The 501-nt window shown below is 33.9% G+C and carries 1 protein-coding gene; it reads right to left on the bottom strand.

The window, feature by feature from the left end; all coding sequences use genetic code 11:
• Positions 1 to 401 precede the first annotated feature (401 nt).
• Positions 402 to 501, bottom strand: a 100-nt coding sequence (locus ACJDU8_RS25660; protein WP_406795021.1) for a zinc-ribbon domain containing protein, incomplete at its 5' end; no start/stop codon positions are given.

Raw genomic sequence — 501 nt, 5'->3', positions numbered from 1 at the left:
GAGCGAAAGTCTCATGTACGGTGTGAAGGAGGGGAAAAGGCAGAGATTACTTCAAAACCTTACCTATTCCTATAATAACTATAAAAATAAATTCAATTGGTTATAATATTAACTGATAATCTGATTTAGATGTATTTTTTGGTGCAAACGCATACCGACAGCAAAAGCCCTGATTAATTCTAGGGCTTTTGTTTATTATATATCCTGCATTTTATTTAATTGAAAGTGATTTCTATTCATTGTATGCAATTTGAGGATTCTGGAAATACTATAGATGTAATCATCTTTTAAAAAATCCCCCTTGGCTGGCCTTTGGTCAGCTATTTATGTGAAGCAAAACCTCCAGCTTAAAACTGGGCTGGGGCTTTTGTTGGAACTATAAACCATTTAACGCGGATACATTATTTTCCAAAACCTCTTTTATTATTATTGTTTCGTTGCTTTCTTGCTCTTCTACAATCAATACATCTCTGAGGCTCATTGTCGAATCCTTTTTCTTTG

Origin of the sequence: Candidatus Clostridium eludens, assembly GCF_045310515.1 — a bacterium.
GTDB classification, from domain to species: domain Bacteria; phylum Bacillota; class Clostridia; order Clostridiales; family Clostridiaceae; genus Clostridium_B; species Clostridium_B eludens.
The sequence above is the reverse complement of the archived record's forward strand: the minus strand, read 5'-3'. Positions and strand labels throughout refer to the sequence as shown.